A 20,940-nucleotide genomic window follows, 5' to 3' on the forward strand; every position below is an offset into this window, starting at 1 on the left:
GTTCGGGTTACCGGCCAGATCGCAGACACCGCGCCCTGGTGATGCATGCGCATTTTGATTTCGTGGTCAACGGCGAGGCCGACCATGTGCACCTGCTGGTGCACTTCCCGCCCAAGGCCGCACTGTCCAAGCTGGTCAACAGCCTCAAATGGGACTCCTCCCGCCGGATGCGGCCGGAGTTCCCCCAGCTGGCCCGCCGCTACTGGCGGGCCAACAAGCTGTGGTCTGGCTCCTACTTCGCCGGATCGGTCGGCGGCGCACCGATCCGCGCCCTGCGGCAATACATCGAGCAGCACAACCGCCCAGCCTGAAACCGGTGGATGCCTGATCGCCCGGGGGCGATCAGGCTATCTGACGGGCGGCGCACTGCCGACGAAACAGGTAGCGCCAGGGCGTCGAGCGTTGCGTAGGTGCCGGTTATGGCTGCCAGGCCGGCCACTGCTCCGCGTGGGACGTCGCCGCGGATCAGGTGGACGAGGCCGGCTGCAGTGTCGCAGGCGTCCACCAGCAGGCATAGGCGGCGCCAGCGGCGGCGGGCGGCCGGATCGCTGAGGATGTAGCCGACGCCGAGTGCGACGGCCCTGCTGCCGAAGATCCTGATCATGTATCTGAGTTCGGGGGTGTCCCGGTGGCTCATGCCCGCGAGCTTCACGTTAAGGCCCGGTGCGGCGAGGGCCAGTGCTCCCCAGACGACGCGGCCGCTCGCCGCCACTTCCATCGCGCGTTCCATGCCGCCAACATTTCCAGCACGCGCCGACGTGGAGCGATTACCTCGGCGGTAAGGCGCCGGATGGTCTTACTGAAGGGTTTCGCGGGCCGTCATCAGGGCGAAGCCGAGGAGGTTTTGGCCTTGCCAGGCGGTTGGGTCTTCGGCGCGGGGGTCGTCGGCGGTCATGCCTATGCCCCAGACGCGGTCCAGGGGGCTCGCCTCCACAAGGATGCGGTTGCGGGTGCCGAGGAGGTAGTCGCGCATTTCGTCGTGCTGGGCGAACTTGGCCTCATTGCCCCTGGTGACAATGGCGGTTCGATGGGCTCGCCAGGTTTCCTCGTCGAAGTTCCGGACGCGGCGGCCGAGGTCTTTCGCTTGGCCGGGATGGGCGGCGGCGACGATGGCGGCAGCGGTTTCCTCGTCGTCGAAGAGGCGGGCCTTTCCGGCCATCATGTAGTGCTCGGCGGTCGCGTAGGTGGTGCCGTCCACGGTGAAGGGGGACGGCCACCACTGGCTCAGGTAGCCGGAGCCCGGGGTCTGGTGGCCCCAGAAGAACAGGAACTTCAGGCGGGTGCCCTGGTTCTGGAGGCGGGTCAGCTCGGCTACGTCCATGGCATGGAGAGTGCCAGGGACGGATGGTCGTGGCGACCGCGTTTTCGGTTCCGGGAATGGGTGCCGGGCCCTTGCGGTCTAGACCATTTTGCGGAAGTGGGCAGGTCGTCGGGAACATTTGCTTCGGTCGGCCCGAACAGGAGGACAACGGAAACGATGAGCAACCCTCTGGCGAACCCTCGTCGCACCAAGATCGTCGCATGGCCCGAGCGGCCGGCGGATTCGGACTCCGAGCGTCCCGCGGAGGCCGAGGCGAACGAGGACGACCTCGCCGCGCGTTGAGCGCTCATAGATGAGGACCCGCCCGGATCTCCGGGCGGGTTCTTCGTTTGCGGAGCGGCGCGCCCGGCGGCGTCCTGGACGGAGGGACGGCGGGCGCGCCGCGGTCAGGGGGGCGGGGCGGTGCTGGCGCGCAGCACGACCTCGCCGGCGATGTGCTCGACGCGGCGGCCGGTGGCCTCGCGGAGGGCCAGGCCCATGACGCGTTCGCCCATCGCGTCGAGCGGGAGCGCGACGGTCGTGAGCGGCGGGGTGAGGTCGCGGACGATCGGGATGTCGTCGAAGCCGGCGAGGGCGATGTCGCCCGGCACGGACACGCCGTTGTCGCGGAACGCGGCGAGGGCGCCGACGGCCATCACGTCGGTGACCGCGAACACGCAGGCGGGGCGTGTGTCGCGGCGCAGCAGTTCGGTCGCGGCCGCGTAGCCGCCGTCGCGGGTGAAGGCCGCCTCGGCGATGTGCTCGGCGGGGACGCGCACGCCGGCGTCGGCGAGCGCGTCGAGGAACCCGCCGAGGCGGTCGGAGACGGTGGTGATGGCGGGCGGCCCGGTGAGGACGCCGAAGTCGCGGTGGCCCTGGTCGAGCAGGGCGCGGGCGAGGGCGGCGGCGCCCTCCCGGTTCTGCGGCAGGACGGCGTCGACGTCGAAGCCGTGGTGCCGGCTGAGGACGGCGACGCGGCCGCCGGTGCGCTGGTAGGGGTCCAGTTCGGCGGCCATCGCGCGTTCCCAGTCGCGGTCCTCGAAGCCGGAGCCGATGAGCAGGATCGCGCGGGCGCGCTGGGCGCGCAGCATCGCCACGTACTCGACCTCGCGCGCCGGGTCGCGGAACGTGCTGGCGAGCATCACGAGCATGCCGTGCTCGGCGGCGGTGCGCATCACGCCGTGGGCGACGGCGGCGAAGTAGGGGTCGCTGACGTCGTGGCAGATCAGCCCGATGGACATGCTGGACGCGCCGGCGAGCGCCCGCGCGTGCGCGTTCGGGGTGTAGTCGAGGCGGGCGGAGGCCGCGAGGACGCGTTCCCGGAGGTCGGCGCGGACCTGCGCGGTTCCGTTGAGGGCGCGGGACGCGGTGGCGAGCGAGACGCCGGCCTCCCGGGCGACGTCCTGCAAGGTCACGTAGGACCGATGTCCCTGCGCCGTTCCCGTCATCACCCGTCTCCTTCGACGCCGGCCCGCGCGGCGTTCCTCACCGTACAGGGGAAAGCGCTTTCTTACCGTGGATACGCCTGCGCTGATAGCGTCCGCCGCAATGGCGGAGGAATCGGCGGGGACGCAGACCGAAACCGTTCTCGGCTTGGTCCGCGACGTCCTCGGTGCTGATGTCGTGGGCGCGTATCTGCATGGCTCCGCGGCGCTCGGCGGGCTGCGGCCCCACAGTGATCTGGACGTGTTCGTCGTGGCGAGCCGCCCGATGACCGGCACGGAGCGGCGGACTCTGGGTGGTGGGCTGCTCGGGGTCTCGCGCTATCCGGCCCGGGGCGGGGTGCGTCCCGTCGAGCTGACCGTCGTCGTGCAGTCGGCCGTCCGGCCATGGCGTCATCCGCCGGAGCGCGAGTTCCAGTACGGCGAGTGGCTCCGCGGCGAGTTCGAGCGCGGGCAGGTGCCGCCGCCGATGCCGGACGCGGATCTGGCGCCGCTGGTCACCATGGTCCTGCTCGCGGACCGGCCGCTGCTCGGGCCGCCGCCCGCCGACGTCCTCGATCCGGTGCCGCGCGGCGATCTCGCCAGAGCCATGACCGGAGGCATCTCGGACCTCCTGGACGAACTCGAAACGGACACGCGCAACGTCGTCCTGACGCTGGCCCGCATCTGGTCGACCCTGGCGACGGGTGAGATCCGCTCCAAGGACGCCGCCGCGGACTGGGCGCTCGACCGCATCCCGGACGAACACCGCCCGGTACTCGCCAGGGCCCGGTCGATCTACCTCGGAGACGAGGAGGAGCGCTGGGACGATCTCCTGTCCCGCCTTCGCCCCCATGCCGGGTACGTCGTCGGCGCCATCGAAGACCGCGACTACGGGGACAGTCCGGTTTCGTAGAGGCCCTCGTCGGTGGCTGTCAGGAGGGTTCCGTCCGGGGCCAGCGCCAGATCGTTGACGCCGGCCGGGATCTTGATGCGGTGGGACGGGGCGGGGTTCGCGGCGTCCCAGGCCAGGACGGTGGACGGGTCGTCCCGCAGGACGGCGGCGACGAGGAGGCGGCCGCCGGCGAGGGCCGCCGCGACCTGGTCGCAGGGGCCCGGCGCGGTCAGGTCGGTGAGCCGCTCGCCGTCGAGGCCGTGGACGCGCAGCGCCGACTCCCCCGGCTGGACGATGACCAGCCCGTCCGGGGTGGGGGTCAGGACCGCGTAGTCGGGCGGGAAGGCGGCGATCTCTTCGCCGCGTTCCACGTCCAGGAGGCTGAGGGCGGAGTCGCCGGGCAGGCCGATCAGGGCGCCGGTGGCGGGGGTGGCGTGCAGGATCCAGCGGTCGATGGCGGTCTGGTGGCCAAGCCACAGGGGGAACTCGGTCAGGCGGTCGCCGGTGCGGGCGTCCCAGACGACGGCCTCGGCGTCGTTGGCGGGCCCGAAGACGGCGACGACGGCCGCGCGGCCGTCGTGGAGGGCCAGGCCGAGCAGTTCGGGCTGGCCTTCAAGCGACAGCTCGTGGCCCGTCCCCAGGTCGTGGACGTGGACGCGGTCGCGGTGCGTCCACGTCACGATCGGGGAACCGGCGGGGAACCCGAAGGCCCATTCGGCGCGTTCGGCGGGGAAGCCGGCGAACGGCGGGCCGACGGCGAGGCCCGCCGTCAGGTCCCACGCCTGGCCGACGTCGATGCCCGGCGCGGCTCGGGAGGTGAAGGCCAGCGGCGGCCCCTCGGCGGTGGCGGCGACGCCGTCGAACGATCCTTGCGCCAGCAGGCCCGCCGGCACACTTTCCGGCATGCGTGGGAGAGTAAGCCACCCGGCTGAGATCGTTCCACGCACTCGCGAAATCTCGACCGGCGTGTGACGAATCCTCGTACCGCGCCGCTGTCATCGGGCCGCCGCCGTGCGACGGTGTCCGATACGTCGAGGACGGCCCGGTTCGGGACTAAGTTCCTTGATCGTGGAGCCTATCGATCTGACACCCGTCGAGCGGCGCGTCTGGCGGGCGTTCCCCACCGGGACGCCGGTCGACCTGCGGGACGGCACCGATGACGCCCCCGAGCGCGGGGACACGTGGGCCGCCGGACGCACTGTGCGCGCCTGGGTACTGCGCAAGCTGCTGCTGAGCCCGCCCGTGGACGGCGAGATCGCGGCGCTGCGCGTGGTGGGGGCACGCGTCACCGGCGCGCTGAACCTGCAGTACGCGGCGGTCGACCATCCGATCACGCTGAGGGGGTGCCACTTCGAGGAGACGCCCGTCCTGTACGGGGCGCGTTTCCGGCAGGTGAACCTGAGCGAGTCCTACCTTCCGGGTCTGGACGCGGCGACGCTACGCGTGGACGGCGTGCTGCGCCTCACCGACTGCCGCGTCCCGGGGCAGATCCGGCTCGGCGGAGCGCGGTTGTCGGGCGTCCTCTTCCTTGAGCGGGCGCGGCTCGGCCAGGAGGACGGGCAGGAGGAGGCGCTGCATCTCAACCATTCCGTCCTTGAGGACGACGTCTGGGGCCCCGGGCTGGAGGCGCGCGGTGAGGTCCGGTTGAACGGGGCGTCGGTGGCGGGCGTGGTGAACCTGGAGGGCGCCGTCCTGCGCAACCCGGGCGGGCGGGCCTTCGACGGCGAGAACCTCACCGCCGGCTCGGACGTGAACGCGACGCGGGCGCGGTTCGAGGGGGAGGTCAGCGTGCGCGGCGCGACGATACCGGGCCTGCTCGTCTTCACGCAGGCGCGGCTGTCCCATCCGGCCGGGTGCGCGCTGCGCACGACGAGCGCCGCGATCGGGGAGGTCTGGCTGCGGGACGGGCGGGTCGAAGGGACGGTGAACATGCTCCGCGGCCGCTTCGGGCTGCTCCACGTCCCGCCCGGCGCGCTCGACGGCGAGGTGTGGCTCGACGGCCTGACCTACGAATCGCTCACCCCGCGGCTCCCGGCGAAGGCCCGGATCGCCATGCTGGAGCGCGACGCGGAAGGGTACGTCCCCCACGCGTACGAGCAGCTCACCGCCGCCTACCGGCAGGCCGGGGACGACAGGGCGGCACGGAACGTCATGCTCGCCAAGCAGCGGCGGTACCGCGCGACGCGCCCCTGGTACGCGCGGCTGTGGGGCTACTTGCAGGATGTGACGGTCGGCTACGGGTTCAGGCCGGTGTGGGCGGCGGGATGGCTGGCCGGCCTGCTCCTCGCGGGCGCGGCGGCGTTCGGGACGCGTCCGCCGGACCCGCTGAAGCCCGGCGAGCATCCGCCGTTCAACGCGCTCTTCTACACGCTCGACCTGCTGCTGCCCATCATCGACTTCGGGCAGGAGAAGGCGTTCAAGCCCGTCGGCGGGTACCAGTGGCTCGCCTACGGGCTGATCATCACCGGGTGGGTGCTCGCGACGACGATCGCGGCCGGGATCACCCGGACGCTCCGCCGGCAGTGACGGCGCGGAGGCGGGCGGCCGTGTCCTCCGGCGGGATGTCGTTGATCCAGGCCGCCATGCCCGACTCCGAGCCCGCCAGGTACTTGATCTTGTCGGGGGCGCGGCGGACGGAGAACAGCTCCAGGTGCAGGCGGACGAGGTCGCGCCCCTCGCCGACCGGGGCCTGATGCCATCCGGCGACGTACGGGAGCGGCGCGTCGTAGAGGGCGTCGCAGCGGCGGAGGAGGTCGCGGTAGAGGACGGCCAGTTCGTCGCGTTCGGCGGCGTCCAGGGCGGCGAGGTCGGGGACGTGGCGGTGCGGCGTGAGGTGCACCTCGACTGGCCAGCGGGCGGCGGCGGGCACGTAGGCCGTCCAGTGGTCGCCGGAGAGGACGACGCGCGGGCCCGCGCGTTCGGCCTTCAGGACGTCGCCGAAGAGGTCACGGCCCGCGGCCGGGGCGAGCATTCGCTCGGTCCGGGGCGTGACGAACGGGTACGCGTAGATCTGCCCGTGCGGGTGGTGCAGGGTCACGCCGATCTCGACGCCCCGGTTCTCGAACACGAAGACCTGCCGGACGCCGGGTATCGCGGAGAGCTCGGCGGTGCGGTCCGCCCACGCGTCGACGACGGTGCGGACGCGGGAGACGGGCAGGCGCGACATCGACGCGGAGTGGTCGTCGGTGAAGCACACGACCTCGCAGCGCCCGTCCCCGCGAGCACGCTCCACCCCATCGATCACGGGATCCTCGATCACGGGCGGTGTGCGGACGTCGAACGACGGGAACCGGTTCTCGAACACCGCGACGTCGTACGACGGGTCCGGGACCTCCGAGGCGGGCCCGCCGGGGCACAGCGGGCACTGGTCGGCGGGCGGCAGGAACGTCCGCGCGTTGCGGTGCGCGGTGATCGTGACGTGGTCGCCGGTCAGCGGGTCGCGGCGCACCTCGCAGCGGGGCTCGACCGGCGGGAGCCCGCGCGGGTCGGGGACGGGCACCCGGCCCGGCTCCTCGTCGTAGTAGACGATCTCGCGGCCGTCCGACAGCCGTGCCCGTGTCCTGTGCATCTCGGCGGCAGCCTACAGCTACGGCTCGTCCCCCGGCCTGGATCGAGCGCTGACCAGGCGGGCGCGGCCGAAGGAACAAGGCCCCGCGGCCCGGAGTTCTCGATGGCATGAGCGACTACGGCAGGGCACTTGAATTCGGATACTTCCTCGTCCCGAACGCAAGCGATCCCCTCCTGGACACGGCACGCGCCGCCGACCGCGCGGGACTCGACCTCATCGGCGTGCAGGACCACCCCTACCAGCGCCGCTACGTCGACACCTGGACGCTGCTGAGCATGATCGCGGCCGTCACCGAACGGGTGCGCGTGTTCCCCGACGTCGCGAACCTGCCGCTGCGTCCCCCGGCGGTGCTGGCCAAGGCCGCCGCGAGCCTGGACGTGCTGAGCGGCGGCCGCGCCGAGCTGGGCCTCGGCGCGGGCGGGTTCTCGGAGGCGATCGAGGCGTTCGGCGGCCCGCGCCGGAGCGGCAAGGAGGCCGCCGGCGCCCTGGAAGAGGCGGTGACCGTCATCCGGAAGGTGTGGAGCGGCGAGCAGAACCTGCGCTTCGACGGCGACCACTACCAGCTCAAGGGCGCCAAGGCCGGGCCGGTCCCGGCGCACCGGATGGAGCTGTGGCTCGGCGTCCGCGGCCCGCGCGGCCTCGCGCTGACGGGGCGCGCCGCCGACGGCTGGCTCCCGTCCTCGGCCTGGGCGCCCCCTGAGCGCCTGCCCGAACTGCACGCCCGCATCGACGAGGGCGCCGCCGCGGCCGGACGCGACCCGGCGGACGTCCGCCGGCTCTACAACATCGGCGGCACGATCACCGGCGGCGCTTCGGACGGCTTCCTGCACGGCCCCGTGTCGCAGTGGACGGACGAGCTCACCGACCTCGCCGTCGGCTCCGGCATGGACACGTTCATCCTCTGGGCGGAGGGCGACCAGGAGACCCAGATCAAACGCTTCGCCGAGGAGATCGCCCCGGCCGTCCGCGAGCAGGTCGCCCGGGAACGCGGGCGCTAGGGCCAGCGGTAGGCGGCGTCCCTGGCGGGGACGTGGTAGGGCAGGTAGCACTTGGTCGTGACGTGCTCGTCCTTGCAGTCGAGGCACAGGTAGGTCCGGTGCCCGCGCAGGCCGCGGCCCCGCGCGTCGCACGGCGGGCAGACGCACGGCGACCACCCGACGATGACCCGCCCCCCGTCCAGCCGGTGCCCGGCCGGACACAGGAACGGCACATGCTCACGAGTCTGCACGGCTCACCACCATACTCGAACATACTGTCGAGCATCAGGACCCCCTCCCTTGGAACCCAGGGCCAGGTTCCGAAGCGGCCTCAGCCGCCGCACGGCCCGGCGAGTGCCGTGGGCCGGGCCTGCAACAAGCACGCCTAGTAGTCGCGGTGGGTTATGAGGTGGGCGAGGGCTCGGAGTTCGGTGGCCGTGGCCGGGTGAGGAGTGGCCGCGTCGAGGGCGGTGACGGCTTCGGTGAGGAGTGTGGCGGCGTGGGTGGCGGCCCAGGTGCGGCCGCCGGCGATGTCGATGAGGTCGGCGGCGCGGGTCGCGCCGGCGGCGCTGAGGGGCTCGTCGCGCAGGTAGAGCGCGGCGAGTTCGTCGCCTTCGGGGGTCCCGGAGGCGAGTGCGGCCACGACCGGCAGGGACTTCTTGCGGCTGTGCAGGTCGGAATGGACTGGTTTGCCGGTCACCTCTGGGTCGCCCCAGATGCCCAGCAGGTCGTCCACCAGCTGGAACGCCAGGCCGAGCCGGTCGCCGAAGGCGCGGAGGCGGGCGGCCTGGGCGGTGGTGCCGCCCCCGCAGACCGCGCCCAGCGCGCAGGCGGCGCCCAGCAGCGCGCCGGTCTTGCGGCTCGCCATCGTCAGGCATTCGTCGAGCGTCACGTCGGCGCGCTCCTCGAAGGCGAGGTCGGCGCTCTGCCCGGCGACCAGGTCGAGGACGGCCCGGCCGAGGGTCCGGACGGCGCCGGCGACGACCGGGGACGGCTCGTCCGCCAGCACCTCGAAGGCGGCGGCCAGCAGCGCGTCCCCGGTCAGGATCGCGGCGTTGGCGCCGAAGACGGTCCAGGCGGTCGGGCGGTGCCTGCGGGTGAGGTCGCCGTCCATCACGTCGTCGTGCAGGAGCGAGAAGTTGTGCGCCAGCTCGACCGCGACGGCGGCGGGCAGCGCGGCGGCGGCCGTCCCGCCGACCGCCTCCGCCGCCAGCAGCGTCAGCGCGGGACGGATCGCCTTGCCGCCCGCGCCGGCGGCCGGCCGGCCCCGCTCGTCGCGCCAGCCGAAGTGGAACGCGGCGATGTCGCGCGCCGCCCCCGGCAGGGTCTCGACCGCGTCCCGCAGGGCGGGGTCGAGCAGGCGGCGGCTCCAGCCGAGGACCTCGGCCACCGGACGGGCGCGGCCCAGGCGGCCAGCGTCCGAGCCGGTCCCTTCGGAGCCGGTTCCCTCGGAGCGGGCACGGGCGGGACGGGCACCGCCCGGCCGGGTGTCCCCCGGTTCCGGGCGGTGGCCGCAGCTCAGCACCGCCGGGTCGTCTCCCCAGACGGGCATGTCGTCCCCTCTCTCGTCTAGCGGGCGATCTCCACGTTCTCCAGGACGCCGAGCGCGTCCGGGACCAGCACGGCGGCCGAGAAGTAGGCGCTGACCAGGTAAGTCATGATCGCCCGCTCGTCGATGCCGGTGAACCGGACCGACAGGCCCGGACGGACCTCGCCGGGCATCCCGGTCCGGTGCAGGCCGATGACGCCCTGCTCGTCCTCGCCGGTGCGCAGCACGAGGATCGAGCTGGTCCCCGACGGCGTGACCGGGATCTTGTCGCAGGGATAGATCGGGACCCCGCGCCACGCCTGGACGCGGTGGCCGTCGACGTCCAGACCGCTCGGGTACACACCGCGGCGGGTGCATTCGCGGCCGAACGCGGCGATCGTCCTCGGATGGGCGAGGAACATCCGCGACTTGCGGCGCCGGGCCAGCAGCTCGTCCAGGTCGTCGGGCGTCGGCGGGCCGCCGCGGGTCTGGACGCGCTGCCGCAGGTCGGCGTTGTGCAGCAGCCCGAAGTCCCGGTTGTTGACCAGTTCGTGTTCCTGGCGTTCGCGCAGCGCCTCGACGGTCAGCCTCAGCTGCTGCTCCACCTGGTCCATCGGCCCGTTGTAGATGTCGGCGACGCGGGAGTGGACGCGCAGGAGCGTCTGGGCGACGCTCAGCTCGTACTCGCGCGGCGATGCCTCGTAGTCGACGAACGTGCCGGGCAGCGAGGGTTCGCCGTCGTGCCCGGACGTCAGCTCGATCGCCGCCTCACCGTGCCTGGTCCGCGGCGGGGCGGGGGCGTCCCGGTACTCCTCCAGGTGGGTGCGAAGGGCGTCGAACCGGCCGGTCAGCTCCTCGATCGCCTCCCGGGAGAGCGTCAGGACGGTGGTCGGGGTGAGCGTGCGGAACGTGTGCGGCCATTCCTCGTCCGTCCCGAGGAGCGCCCGGTCGCCGAAGAACCGGCCGTCGCCGAGGATGCCGGTCTCGGCGACGGTGCCGTACTCGCCCGCCCGGATCTCCGCCACCTTGCCGTGCGCGATCAGGTGGACGGCGTCGAGGGGGCGGCCCGCCTCCGCGACGGTCTCGCCGGGGTCGAGTTCGCGCTGCACGAACCGTCCGGCGAGGACGTCCAGGACGCCCGCGCCGGCGTCCCTTCCGCCCTCGCCGGACAGTCCGCGCAGCGGCGGCAGCTCGGCCAGCTCCGGTGGGATCACCCGCACCTCGGCGCCGGTGTTGACGAACGTCACCAGCCCGTCGCCGAGCCGGTAGGTGAGGCGGCGGTTCACCCGGTAGGTGCCGGCGTCCGCCCGCACCCACGGCAGCTGCCGGAGCAGCCACCGCGGGGTGATGCCCCGCATCTGCGGGACGGACTTCGTCGTCGTCGCGAGGTTGCGGGCCGCTCGCGTCCCGAGGGCCCGCGTCCCGGTGGCCTGCTGCCGTGTCACGCGCCGGCACCGCCGTGGGCGATCTCGACGGACTCCAGCATCCCGAGCGCGTCGGGGACCAGGACGGCGGCCGAGTAGTAGGCGCTGACCAGGTAGGAGATGAGCGCCTTCTCGTCGATGCCCATGTACCGGACGGACAGGCCCGGCTGGTACTCGTCCGGCAGCCCGACCTGGTGCAGCCCGACGACGCCCTGCGCCTGCTCGCCGGTGCGCATCAGCAGGATCGAGCTGGTCTTCGTCCTGCTGAGCGGGATCTTGTTGCACGGGAAGATCGGCACGCCGCGCCAGGCGGGGACCTTGTGGCCGCCGACGTCGACGCTGTCGGGGTAGACGCCGCGGGCGCTGCACTCGCGGCCGAACGCGGCGATCGCCTTGGGGTGGGCGAGGAAGAACGCCGGGTCCTTCCAGACGAGGGTGAGCAGGTCGTCCATGTCGTCGGGGGTGGGCGGGCCGCCGCGCGTGTGGATGCGCTGCGACAGGTCGGCGTTGTGCAGCAGCCCGAAGTCCCGGTTGTTGATCAGCTCGGTCTCCTGGCGCTCGCGCAGCGCCTCGATGGTCAGCCTGAGCTGCTGCTCCACCTGGTCCATCGGCTCGTTGTAGAGGTCGGCGACGCGGGTGTGGACGCGCAGGACGGTCTGCGCGACGCTCAGCTCGTACTCGCGCGGGGAGCCCTCGTAGTCGACGAACGTGCCCGGCAGGAGGTGCTCGCCCGCGTGCCCGGCGGCGACCTCGATCGCCGCCTCGCCGTGCTCGTTGCGCGACTCCTCGGGGGCGGCCCGGTACTCGTCGAGGTGCGCCTGCAGGGACGCGGACTGGCCGAGCGTCTCCTGGAAGTCGGTCGCGCTCATACTGAGGATCGTGCAGGCGGTCACGGCCTTGACCGTGGACTCCCACTCCTGCGGCTCCTCGCCCTCCTCGGTACCGAGCAGGGCCCGCTCGCCGAAGAAGTCGCCGTCGGCCAGCGTCCCGAGCACGGCCTCGGCGCCGTACTCACCGGCGCCGATCCTGCTGAGCTTGCCGTGCGCGACGAGGACGACGCGGTCGACGGGGCGTCCCCGCTCGACGATGACATCGCCGGGGTCGTACTCCTGCTGGGTGAAGCGCCCGGCGATGGCGTCCAGCGTGAGGTCGTCGTCGTAGCCGCGCAGCGGCGGCAGCTCTCCCAGCTCGCGGGGGATGACGCGCACGTCGGCGCCGGTCGTCACGAACGTCACCCGCCCGTCGCCGACCGTGTAGGTGAGCCGCCGGTTGACGCGGTACGCCCCGCCGGCCGCCTGAACCCAGGGCAGCAGCTTCAGCAGCCACCGTGAGGTGATGCCCTGCATCTGCGGGACGGACTTGGTCGTCGTCGCGAGGTTCCGTGCCGCCGCGGTGCCGAGGCTCAACTGCTGCTGTTCGCGCTGTTCCTGCTGTTCGGTCACGTCTGCACCACCGATTCGTCGCCGGTCTGTCAGGGAGTGGCCGTGTTCGACCATGAGCGAAGCTACAGACGGTAATCAGGTGACCGCAATTAGCCATGCCCTCCATCTCCCCTTTGCCGTGGGGCCACACAAGTCGCACCCGTTCGTGATGGCCGCCCGGTCGAGCGGCGGCCGCACGCGGCGGCGAAGCGGGATCGGCCGGTTTTGCCCCTGCCGGAGGTTTCCTTGCAGGTCAGTGAACCGGGCGTGGGGGAAATCACCCGTTCGCCTGGCTTGGGCAAGGAAAGGATGACCGGATCCTGGTGTTACGAGCAGTGAGCATCGAGCCCGGTTCAGGACGGGCCCGGCGACCCCGAAGGGAGGCTCCAGTGACGGAGATCTGGACAGCACTGGCGATCGAGACCGTCACCGCACTGGCGATCGCGGCGTCGCTGGCGGCCTGGTCCCGCCGGTACTTCGCCCGCCGCTGACGCGACCGTCCCGTCCCGCCGCGCTACCGCGCCCCGGAGCCCGCCGGTTCCGGGGCATGCTCCTCTCCGACCTCCTCGATCGGCACCCTGGCCGTCTCCGGGATCTTGAGGATCGGGACCAGCGCCACCAGCGCGGCGATCATGATGTAGAACGCGGGGACGTAGTTGGACCCCGTCACGTCGATCAGCGAGCCGATCAGCACGGCCGCCGTCCCGCCGAACAGCGACGTCGAGATGTTGTAGCCGATCGCGAACGCCCCGTACCGGACCCGGGTCGGGAACATCGCCGGGAACGTCGCCGCGATCACCGCGAGCATCAGCACCAGCAGGCCGCCGATGATGGCGTAGCCGCCCGCCACGCCGAGCATGGTGTCGGTCTGCATGAGCGCGAACGCCGGAAACGCCAGCAGGATGTAGCCGACCGCCGCGGTGGCCAGCAGCGGCTTGCGGCCGATCCGGTCCGACAGCGCCCCCAGCGGGACGATCACCGTGACCATCGCGGCCTGCACCCCGATGGTCGTGAACTGTGCCGTGTTGTCCTCCATATCCAGGTAGTCGACGAGGTAGGACGGCATGAACGTCAGCAGCGTGTAGTCCGCGACGTTCAGCAGGAACACGATGCCGATGAGCATCAGGATGACGCGCCAGTAGTGGGCCAGCGTGTCCTTCAGCGGCGACTGGGACTTCTTGCCCTCCTCCTCCATGCGCTGGAACGTGGGGGTGTCCTCGATACGCGTCCGGACGTAGAGGCCGACGAGACCGAGCGGCAGCGCGATCAGGAACGGGATCCGCCAGCCCCAGCCGTGCATCGCCTCCTCGCTGAGGATCAGGTCCATGCTGAGGACGAGCCCCGCGCCCAGCATGTAGCCGGTCAGCGTGCCGAACTCCAGGAAGCTGCCGAAGAACCCGCGCCGGTTCGTCGGCGCGTACTCGGCGATCATCGTGGCGGCGCCGCCGTACTCGCCGCCCGTCGAGAAGCCCTGCACCAGCCGGACGGCGAGCAGCGCCAGCGGCGCGAGGATCCCGATCGTGTCGTAGCCGGGCAGGATCCCGATCATGAACGTGGAGCCCGACATCAGCAGGATCGTGGCGGCCAGCACCCGCTTGCGGCCGAGCTTGTCGCCCATCGGCCCGAAGAACAGCCCGCCGAACGGGCGGGCGAGGAACGCCGCCGCGATCAGCGCGAACGAGCGCAGCGTCGCGCCGTCCTCGCCGCCCGGGAAGAACACGTTGCCGATGATCATGGTCATGACCCCGGCGCTGAACACGCCGAAGTCGAACCACTCGATGCAGTTCCCTATCGCGGAGGCGATGACGGCCTTGCGGACGGCCCGGGGATCTGTCTCCCCCTTCGACAGGTCCGCACCGGAGCCGTCACCGGTTCCCCCTGGACCGTCCCCGGAGTCTGCGTTAGTCGGCGTTCCCACGGGCTCCATCTGCCCGTAGATCAGTAAAGCTAACGCCGGTCAGTGACCTTCCCGTCACCCAGGGGAAGTGCCCGTTCACGCTCTCCGGGAGTTCTTCGCCGTGTCCTCGTCGTCCTCGCCGAACAGGCCGTCCGGCAGTTCGGGGAGGACGGTGGTGCGCTGCGGATCGTCGTCGCGCCCGCGGCCGTCCCCGGCCTTGCCCGCTTCGGCCTTGCCTTCTTCGCCGCCCTCGGCCTCGTCGGCCCCCTCGGCCTCGTCGAGCCGGTCGGGCAGCTCGTCGGTGGTCTGCGGATCACCGTCCAGGAGTTCGTCCAGGCTGACGGTGCTCTGCGTCTCCCCGTCCGCCGCCTGGTGGATCAGGTCGTCCTCGGGGATGGAGACGAGGGCCTGCGTCTCCTGCGCCTCCCGGGTGATCACACCACTGGCGAGGACGGTGTTGCGGTGGCGCAGCGCGCCGTTCTCGCGCAGCAGGTTGTCCACCTCGGCGCGGGCGCGGGCGACGCGGCGGCTCGACCGCACGTGCACGGCGAACCCGCCGGCGGCGACGCCCAGGATGAGGGCGGCGGCCGGGATGCCGACCGACGACGGCATGAGCACCGCCACCAGCGCGACCACGACCAGCGCGACGACCACCCCGAGCGCGAGGTAGTGCTGTTCCATCCTGTCCAGGACGGTATTGACGCGCTTCGGGATCCGCACTCGTCTTCTCCTCCACTTGGCTCGGGACGGGGGAACGAACAGGCCGGGGCACGATGTTCCATCGCCGCGACGGGCTGTACGGGACTCCACCGGGCTCCACGGCCGGGACGGTTAGGGCTCGCGCGATGAACGCCGCCCCGCCTCCCGGGACCACTCACCGACGGGAGACCGATCAAACACTAACAGCTAGTGACATCCGCCTCCCGAACCGCGTCCCCGTGGGGAAGCGTCCGCCCCGCGACTCCCGCACCGGGATGCGAGCAGTGGCCGGGGCCGAATATCGTCCTTGGATATGAGCGAACACTTTGACGTCGTGGTCCTGGGCGCGGGCCCGGGTGGATATGTCGCCGCGATCCGGTCGGCACAGCTCGGGCTGAAGACGGCGATCATCGAGGAGAAGTACTGGGGCGGCGTCTGCCTCAACGTCGGCTGCATCCCCTCGAAGGCGCTGCTGCGCAACGCCGAACTGGCGCACATCTTCACCCAGGAGCAGGAGACCTTCGGCATCAACGTCGAGGGGCGGGTCTCGTTCGACTACGGCGTCGCCCACCAGCGCAGCCGCCAAGTATCGGACAAGCTCGTCAAGGGCGTCCAGTTCCTGATGAAGAAGAACAAGATCACCTCCTATGACGGGCGCGGCACCTTCACCGACCCGAACACCGTGCAGGTCAGCCGGTCGGACGGCTCCAGCGAGACCATCACGTTCGGCAGCTGCATCATCGCGTCCGGCGCGCACACCAAGCTGCTGCCGGGCACGTCGCTGTCCGAGCGCGTCGTCACCTACGAGGAGCAGATCCTCAGCTCCGAGCTGCCCGAGAGCATCGTCATCGCGGGCGCGGGCGCGATCGGCGTCGAGTTCGCCTACATCCTGCACAACTACGGGGTGAAGGTCACGATCGTCGAGTTCCTCGACCGGATGGTCCCGAACGAGGACGCCGACGTGTCCAAGGAGCTGGCCAAGCGGTACCGCAAGCTCGGCGTGGACGTGCTGACGTCCACCCGCGTGGACGCGATCGACGACTCCGGCGACAAGGTGAAGGTCACCGTCACCGGCAAGGACGGCGCCCAGCAGGTCATCGAGACCGACAAGGTGCTGCAGGCGATCGGTTTCCAGCCGAACGTGGAGGGCTACGGGCTGGAGAAGTCCGGCGTGCGGCTCACCGAGCGCGGCGCCATCGACGTGGACGGCCGCTGCCGCACGTCCGTCCCGCACATCTACGCCATCGGCGACGTCACCGCCAAGCTGATGCTCGCCCACGCCGCCGAGGCGATGGGCATCGTCGCCGCCGAGACCATCGCGGACGCCGAGACGATGGAGCTCGAGTACGTGATGATCCCCCGCGCGACCTACTGCCAGCCGCAGGTCGCGAGCTTCGGCTGGACGGAGGCGCAGGCGAAGGAGCAGGGCTACGACGTCAAGACCGCCAAGTTCCCCTACAGCGCCAACGGCAAGGCGCTCGGCATGGGCGAGGGCGACGGCTTCGTCAAGGTGATCAGCGACGCCAAGTACGGGGAGATCCTCGGCGCCCACATGATCGGCCCGGAGGTCACCGAGCTCCTCCCCGAGCTCACCCTGGCCCAGCAGTGGGACCTGACGGTGAACGAGGTGGCCCGCAACGTCCACGCCCACCCCACCCTGGGCGAGGCGATGAAGGAAGCCGTCCACGGACTGTCCGGCCACATGATCAACATGTGACGCCGGGGCGGTGGTGCGGGCGCCGCGAGGCCGGACCGCCCGCACCACCGGTCGTCTGCGAACCGCCTCGGCGGCGACCACGCCCTGATCGAGGCGGAGATCACCCGGGACCGCCCCGGCCGGCAGGCCGTCCTCGACCGGCTGCCGGACCTGCTCATCGCCACATTGCGGGCTTCACCGATCAGAAATCCTCCGCCGCGTCGTCAGTTCTGGCAGCCCCTCGCCACCCGCGGAAGGATTGACGACCATGACCGACGCCAGACCGCTGGGCGACGACGGGGACGCGTTCATCGCGGCGGCCCGCTCGGACGACACGGCACAGTTCGCGTCCATCACGGAGCGCTACCGGCGTGAGCTGCAGGTGCACTGCTACCGGATGCTCGCGAACTACGAGGACGCCCAGGACATGACGCAGGAGACGTTCCTGCGGGCGTGGAACAAGCGGGAGTCGTTCAAGGGCCGCGCTGCGCTGCGGACCTGGCTGTACCGCATCGCGACCAACGCCTGCCTGGACTTCCTGGACAAGCGCAACGACCGCACACCCGTGCCCGCCGAGCTGGCGGACGCGGGCTCGGAAGTGCGCTACCTGCAGCCCTACCCGGACCGGATGCTTCCGGAGGATCCGCAGGAGTCGGTGGTGGCGCGGGAAACGATCGAGCTGGCGTTCATCGTCGCCGTCCAGCACCTGCCGCCGCGGCAGCGGGCGGTGTTCATCCTGCGCGACGTCCTGGGCTGGCCGGCGTCCAAGGCCGCCGACACCCTCGAACTGACCGTCGCGTCGGTGACCAGCGCACTGCAGCGGGCGCGCGTGACGATGCGCGAGCAGCTGCCCGGCCGCCGCCTCGACTGGCCGAGCCCCGCCACGCACGAACTGTCCAAAGACGAGCGCGGCGTGGTGAAGTCGTACATCGACGCCCATGAGCGCAACGACCTCGACGGGCTGACGGCCCTGCTGCGCGACGACCTGCGCTTCGCGATGCTGCCCGAGCCCGACACCCTGACCGTCACCGCCAAGGACGCGGTGGACGGCTGGGTCTCCGGCGGGCTCTTCCAGCACGGCCGCGACGACTGGCGCTGCATCCCCACGACGGTCAACCGCATGCCCGCCGCCGCCCTGTACCTCCGCGCCCCCGGCGACCCGGAACACCGCTTGTTCAACATCGCGGTCCTGCACATCGTCGACGGGAAGATCGCCGAGCTCACCGGATTCGATGCCACCGACAAACCATGGCTGAACCTCCCCGCGACGCTGTGACCAGGCAAATCCCCACCGCCGACGCGTCCAGCGCACCAGTCGGCGGACGTCGACCCGGCCTTACGAGCCGAGCATCCGGCGCGTGCTCATCGCCTCGTCTCGTATCGGGTCAGCATCACGCCGCCGGGGAATGTCCGCGTCTCGACCAGGCTGAGGTTCACCCAGCTGTCCAGCGCGGTGAAGAACGGCGTACCGCCGCCCACCAGCACCGGGTGGGTGACGATCGCGTACTCGTCGATCAGCCCCGCCCGCATGGCCGCCGCGGCCAGCGTCGCGCCGCCGATGTCCATCGGACCGCCGTCCCCGGCCTTGAGCCGGGCGATCTCGGCGACCGCGTCGCCGGTGACCAGGCGGGCGTTCCAATCGACCTTGTCGATCGTGGCGGAGAACACCACCTTCGGCATGTCCCGCCAGCGGCGCGCGAACTCGATCTCCGCCGGTCCGGCATCCGGCCGCTGGTCGGCGGTCGGCCAGGCGGAACTCATCGTCTCCCACAATCTGCGCCCGTACAGCGCCAGGCCCGTCGCCCCCACCCGGTCGGACCACCACTGGAAGAACTCACCGCTCGGCGAAGAGTCCGGTCCGTCCCCTCCACTCCAGCCGATGTCGTCGCCGGGCGCGGCGATGTAGCCGTCCAGGGTCGCGTTCATGCCGAAGGTCAGTTTCCGCATCGTGCCAGCCTCCCTTGAGCCGATCTCATACCTACAGACGGGCGCGGCGCGGAAACCTAATCGGTGCGCGATCCGCGTCCGCAGGGCGGCCTGGGACTTCCAAGGTTCACGCGGGCGGGCTGAATAGTCCGAAACGCCTGACATATCACGCCTGAACCGCCATGCTTATGGGAGCGGCGGTGCGGGAATGGGTGGTGGGACGCGCAAGTGGACCTCCCGCACCGCCGCGCTTGTCTCCCCGACCGGTATTTTCGGCGCTGGTCAGTGCCCAGTTCAGGTGTTCTGGCGGCCGCTCCGTAGCGCGGCCACCGATTCCACGAGGCCGGCCCGTTCCAGGGCATCGAGCACATCCTCGATCGTTTCCGGCGGGTTGACGCGGGAGTCGACGATCTGCTGGACGCAGGCCCAAACGACTCGGTCGTCCAGATCGATCTGATCGAGCACGAAGTCATCGGGAGACCTCGCTTCAAGCCCCCATACCTCCAAGTCCGATGCGGGGAAGTCACGAAGGTTGGAGGTAACGATCACCTGTGCCCCAGCCTTGATCGCCGCCGCGAGCACGTGCCGATCGTTCGGGTCGGGCAACTTCAGGCCTTCGATCAACGGTTCATGGCCTTCGACCAGACAGTCACGGACTGCGGAGTTCATGAGCTGCCGCAGGCGTGCCAACTTCTCGTGCGCGATGTCGGGACGGTCCGCAGCGAGGTTTCCGAGCATCTCGTCCAGGATCTGGTTGGTCCATTTGGCCTGCACCATGCTCGCTTGAGCGATGCGGACGAGCAGATCCCTCAACGTGTTGCCGTACAGGGCGTTGGCGTCATAGATGACGACGAAGGGCATGTCAGAGGCCGAGATCCTGGCCGAGGGCGGCGAGGTCGTCGGCAGCGGCACGGCGCTTCCTATCGTCCTGCCGCTTGTACTCCATGACGTCCTCTGCGGTGACGCGGCGGTGACGGCCGACCCTGCGGTGAGGGATCGTCCCGGCCTCGAGAAGGCCGATCAAGAACGGGCGCGACACATTCAGCAGGTCCGCGGCCTGCTGAGTGGTCAACTCGGCGCGAGAGGGGATGACCGACACTCCCTTGCCTTTCGCAGCCTGGGAGAGGATGTAGGCGAACAAGCTCACGGCGTCTCGCGGGAGGACCAGGGCCTCCTCCTCACCGAACTCCCCGGCGACCGGGATCGTCTGCTCGTCCGGATGCCGCATGAGGTAGTCCTTGATGCGCCGCACCGCACGTGCGGCGGCCTCGGCATCTATCGCTCCCGGTTCGATCGATCTGATCTGCACCGCCATTCGGCCACCTCCTCCGTCTATTCGAAGTATGCGCATCAGACGCAATAAACGCAACCATGGCGTGCCCGCGGTGGGGCGGGCACGCCCGGTGCGGTCAGGGGGTCGGCCAGCGGGTCAGGGTGTTGTAGGCGGGGCGCCAGTCGTTGTTGAAGGCGGCGCGGACCGGTTCGGGTAGTGGGGCCAGCATCGTTGTGACGGTCTCTTCGCTTGCGCCGTCCAGCAGCCACGGGAGGATGCGCGGGACGTCCTCCGGGCCGGTTCCCGCTGCGTGGAGTTGGCCGAAGTGCTGGAGTTGTTCGACGGTCACGGTGGCGTCCATGAGGGGGATGGCCTCGTCCTCCTCGTGCTTCAGGTGGGCGGCGAGGTTGGTCACGAGGGCGTCCACCAGGTCGCCCAGCGGCTGCGTGCCGTTGTCGATGGCGTCGATGAGCGGGTCGATGACGGCGTGCTCGGCCTCCATCGCGTCCAAGAGGGCCAGGTCGTCGGGACGGGACGCCAGGGTTTCGCGCATGGCGGGCCAGAGGGCCTGGTCCTCGGCGGTGTGGTGGGCGTGCAGTGCCTTCTTGAACAGCTCCCAGCCGACGGCCACGGACAGGAGCCGGCGGGGGTCGTCGTCGGTCTTGGCGGTGAACTTGGCCAGTTGCTCCAGTTCCCTGCGCAAGGCGTTGTGCATCGCGTACATCGCGGTCCAGTCGTGGTTCACGGTCTCTCCTTCGCCAATGGGTTCACCGCACTGACGAAGTGGCAGGAGGAGTTGTGACCGGTCAGGGTGTGCGTGTCGCCGATGCCGGGGCGGGGCGGGTGAGGCGGCTCAGGAGACGCTGGCCCTGGCGGGAGCTGATGTCCAGGCGGCGTCCCAGTTCGGTGCCGGTG

21 protein-coding genes and 1 pseudogene are annotated in these 20,940 nt (G+C 71.0%); 7 read left to right on the forward strand and 15 right to left on the reverse strand.

Features of this window, described 5'->3' with window-relative positions; genetic code table 11:
* Positions 1-65: 65 nt before the first annotated feature.
* Positions 66-311: pseudogene (tnpA, locus tag E1285_RS04180) on the forward strand (IS200/IS605 family transposase); the annotation flags it as partial.
* On the opposite strand, the gene E1285_RS04185 reads toward tnpA, so the two are convergent.
* Together E1285_RS04185 and E1285_RS04190 are read right to left on the reverse strand one after the other, a co-directional pair.
* Positions 233-730: a hypothetical protein gene (locus E1285_RS04185; protein ID WP_207946384.1), complete on the reverse strand. Its 498-nt coding sequence runs from the start codon at positions 728-730 to the stop codon at positions 233-235. The pseudogene tnpA and the gene E1285_RS04185 overlap by 79 nt on opposite strands.
* Positions 731-796: 66 nt before the next feature.
* A complete protein-coding gene (locus E1285_RS04190; RefSeq protein ID WP_132148188.1) occupies positions 797-1,321 on the reverse strand; it encodes an NADAR family protein in 525 nt (174 codons plus the stop codon).
* Positions 1,322-1,477: 156 nt separating this feature from the next.
* Between E1285_RS04190 and E1285_RS48070 the strand changes: the two genes are divergently transcribed.
* Positions 1,478-1,603, forward strand: a complete 126-nt coding sequence (locus E1285_RS48070) for a hypothetical protein (RefSeq protein ID WP_279509532.1) — start codon at positions 1,478-1,480, stop codon at positions 1,601-1,603.
* A gap of 104 nt (positions 1,604-1,707) precedes the next feature.
* Here E1285_RS48070 and E1285_RS04195 read toward each other — a convergent pair whose 3' ends face one another.
* Complete coding sequence (locus E1285_RS04195) at positions 1,708-2,748, reverse strand: LacI family DNA-binding transcriptional regulator (RefSeq protein WP_132148190.1); 1,041 nt, start codon at positions 2,746-2,748, stop codon at positions 1,708-1,710.
* Between the two features lie 100 nt (positions 2,749-2,848).
* Between E1285_RS04195 and E1285_RS04200 the strand changes: the two genes are divergently transcribed.
* The gene (locus E1285_RS04200) at positions 2,849-3,637 is read left to right on the forward strand and encodes an aminoglycoside adenylyltransferase family protein (RefSeq protein WP_132148192.1); all 789 of its coding nucleotides are present in this window, start codon (positions 2,849-2,851) and stop codon (positions 3,635-3,637) included.
* Here E1285_RS04200 and E1285_RS04205 read toward each other — a convergent pair.
* Complete coding sequence (locus E1285_RS04205) at positions 3,613-4,521, reverse strand: hypothetical protein (protein WP_132148194.1); 909 nt, start codon at positions 4,519-4,521, stop codon at positions 3,613-3,615. The genes E1285_RS04200 and E1285_RS04205 overlap by 25 nt on opposite strands.
* A 163-nt stretch (positions 4,522-4,684) precedes the next feature.
* Here E1285_RS04205 and E1285_RS47115 point away from each other — a divergent pair, with 163 nt between their 5' ends.
* The gene (locus tag E1285_RS47115) at positions 4,685-6,142 is read left to right on the forward strand and encodes a membrane-associated oxidoreductase (RefSeq protein ID WP_132148196.1); all 1,458 of its coding nucleotides are present in this window, start codon (positions 4,685-4,687) and stop codon (positions 6,140-6,142) included.
* Here the strand turns inward: E1285_RS47115 and galT are convergent.
* Entirely contained in the window at positions 6,117-7,184 is a 1,068-nt protein-coding gene (gene galT / locus E1285_RS04215; protein ID WP_132148198.1) for a galactose-1-phosphate uridylyltransferase, read from the reverse strand. The genes E1285_RS47115 and galT overlap by 26 nt on opposite strands.
* 107 nt (positions 7,185-7,291) lie before the next feature.
* Between galT and E1285_RS04220 the strand changes: the two genes are divergently transcribed.
* Complete coding sequence (locus E1285_RS04220) at positions 7,292-8,182, forward strand: LLM class flavin-dependent oxidoreductase (RefSeq protein ID WP_132148200.1); 891 nt, start codon at positions 7,292-7,294, stop codon at positions 8,180-8,182.
* On the opposite strand, the gene E1285_RS04225 is transcribed toward E1285_RS04220, so the two are convergent.
* From E1285_RS04225 to E1285_RS04250, 6 genes are all read right to left on the reverse strand, one after another.
* Positions 8,179-8,412 (reverse strand): hypothetical protein, encoded by a 234-nt coding sequence (locus tag E1285_RS04225; protein ID WP_132148202.1) that lies wholly within the window; start codon positions 8,410-8,412, stop codon positions 8,179-8,181. The two genes, E1285_RS04220 and E1285_RS04225, sit on opposite strands and share 4 nt — an antisense overlap.
* Positions 8,413-8,546: 134 nt before the next feature.
* Positions 8,547-9,713 carry a family 2 encapsulin nanocompartment cargo protein polyprenyl transferase gene (locus E1285_RS04230; protein ID WP_132148204.1) on the reverse strand — a complete coding sequence of 389 codons (1,167 nt, stop codon included), beginning with the start codon at positions 9,711-9,713 and terminating at the stop codon, positions 8,547-8,549.
* A gap of 17 nt (positions 9,714-9,730) precedes the next feature.
* A complete protein-coding gene (locus tag E1285_RS04235) occupies positions 9,731-11,134 on the reverse strand; it encodes a family 2B encapsulin nanocompartment shell protein (protein ID WP_243722542.1) in 1,404 nt (467 codons plus the stop codon).
* Positions 11,131-12,555, reverse strand: coding sequence for a family 2B encapsulin nanocompartment shell protein (locus E1285_RS04240; RefSeq protein ID WP_243722543.1), 1,425 nt, complete (start codon positions 12,553-12,555; stop codon positions 11,131-11,133). Before E1285_RS04240 ends, E1285_RS04235 begins: the two co-directional genes overlap by 4 nt.
* A 493-nt stretch (positions 12,556-13,048) precedes the next feature.
* Positions 13,049-14,452, reverse strand: a complete 1,404-nt coding sequence (locus E1285_RS04245) for an MFS transporter (protein WP_243722544.1) — start codon at positions 14,450-14,452, stop codon at positions 13,049-13,051.
* Positions 14,453-14,527: 75 nt separating this feature from the next.
* A complete protein-coding gene (locus tag E1285_RS04250; RefSeq protein WP_132148210.1) occupies positions 14,528-15,151 on the reverse strand; it encodes a hypothetical protein in 624 nt (207 codons plus the stop codon).
* Positions 15,152-15,443: 292 nt separating this feature from the next.
* On the opposite strand from E1285_RS04250, the gene lpdA reads away from it, so the two are divergent.
* Together lpdA and E1285_RS04265 are read left to right on the forward strand one after the other, a co-directional pair.
* Complete coding sequence (lpdA, locus tag E1285_RS04255; protein WP_132148212.1) at positions 15,444-16,847, forward strand: dihydrolipoyl dehydrogenase; 1,404 nt, start codon at positions 15,444-15,446, stop codon at positions 16,845-16,847.
* Between the two features lie 247 nt (positions 16,848-17,094).
* On the forward strand, positions 17,095-18,102 hold the full coding sequence (locus E1285_RS04265; protein WP_132148214.1) for an RNA polymerase subunit sigma-70: 1,008 nt from the start codon (positions 17,095-17,097) through the stop codon (positions 18,100-18,102).
* An 86-nt stretch (positions 18,103-18,188) separates the two neighbouring features.
* Here E1285_RS04265 and E1285_RS04270 read toward each other — a convergent pair whose 3' ends face one another.
* The 4 genes from E1285_RS04270 to E1285_RS04285 all read right to left on the reverse strand — a co-directional run bounded on the left by E1285_RS04270 (position 18,189) and on the right by E1285_RS04285 (position 20,770).
* Positions 18,189-18,773, reverse strand: coding sequence for a dihydrofolate reductase family protein (locus tag E1285_RS04270; protein ID WP_132148216.1), 585 nt, complete (start codon positions 18,771-18,773; stop codon positions 18,189-18,191).
* 273 nt (positions 18,774-19,046) lie between these two features.
* A complete protein-coding gene (locus tag E1285_RS04275) occupies positions 19,047-19,664 on the reverse strand; it encodes a PIN domain-containing protein (RefSeq protein ID WP_243722545.1) in 618 nt (205 codons plus the stop codon).
* Positions 19,615-20,067, reverse strand: a complete 453-nt coding sequence (locus E1285_RS04280) for an excisionase family DNA-binding protein (RefSeq protein ID WP_132148220.1) — start codon at positions 20,065-20,067, stop codon at positions 19,615-19,617. The genes E1285_RS04275 and E1285_RS04280 overlap by 50 nt, the downstream gene beginning before the upstream one ends.
* Before the next feature lie 94 nt (positions 20,068-20,161).
* Complete coding sequence (locus tag E1285_RS04285; RefSeq protein ID WP_243722546.1) at positions 20,162-20,770, reverse strand: hemerythrin domain-containing protein; 609 nt, start codon at positions 20,768-20,770, stop codon at positions 20,162-20,164.
* Positions 20,771-20,940: the final 170 nt, after the last annotated feature.

The sequence above is a fragment of the Actinomadura sp. 7K507 genome (assembly GCF_004348425.1).
In the GTDB taxonomy this organism is placed as follows: Bacteria; Actinomycetota; Actinomycetes; order Streptosporangiales; family Streptosporangiaceae; genus Spirillospora.